Below are 652 nucleotides of genomic sequence, written 5' to 3'. Positions count from 1 at the left end.
ACCCCTGCTTTTAGGCATTTCCATATTCCCAATTTTACACTCTGGGGTGCTATTACAGCAATTTTCAGGTAATTGAACCACAAATTACGGTAATCTGGGTCTAGAGTTATGGTTTGATTAGATGCCAGTATCTTACTCAGGGGATTTGCGTCGTCGCGTAATAACAGGTTGGCTCTCTAAGGAAGGTTCTCAACGCCAGTTGGCTGAAAGATTCAAGGTTAGCTTGTCGTTTGTGCGAAACCTATTGCGCGATTATCGTCAAAGCGGACAAATTGAAGCAAAACAACGTGGGGGATATCAAAAACCAACTATTCAGGATGAACATCTAAACATGATCAAGTCTTGGGTGGAAGAGAAAAATGATTTGTTGCTTTCAGAGTTATGCGATCGCCTTGCGGAAAGTACAGGAATTAGGGTCAGCATTTCGACAATGCATCGTGCGGTAGAAAAATTAGACTTACGCTGTAAAAAAAAAGTCTCTATGCAAGTGAGCAAGATACTCCACGAGTACAGGAATTACGGCATGACTATCGTCGGTGGTTAGATAAAATTGACGTGCGAAATCTAGTATTTGTGGATGAAGCGGGATTGAATTTATCGTAACCGTTCAGAGGGGTAGGAGAGCGATCGTAAAAAATTGCCACCAAAATCT

Annotated in this window: 1 protein-coding gene; it reads left to right on the top strand. The window is 41.9% G+C overall.

Going from position 1 to position 652, the window contains the following annotated elements:
- Positions 1–121 precede the first annotated feature (121 nt).
- A complete protein-coding gene (locus tag ACM0OZ_RS49140; protein ID WP_414590209.1) occupies positions 122–544 on the top strand; it encodes a helix-turn-helix domain-containing protein in 423 nt (140 codons plus the stop codon).
- The last annotated feature ends 108 nt before the right edge of the window (positions 545–652 follow it).

Source organism: Scytonema sp. PCC 10023, from assembly GCF_963920835.1.
GTDB lineage: Bacteria > Cyanobacteriota > Cyanobacteriia > Cyanobacteriales > Nostocaceae > Kalymmatonema.
This window is presented reverse-complemented; position numbering and strand designations above follow the sequence as displayed.

What these genes read in the sequence shown, in the direction of transcription:
- ACM0OZ_RS49140 (WP_414590209.1), top strand. Translation starts at nt 122, where the DNA reads ATGCCAGTATCTTACTCAGGGGATTTGCGTCGTCGCGTAATAACAGGT.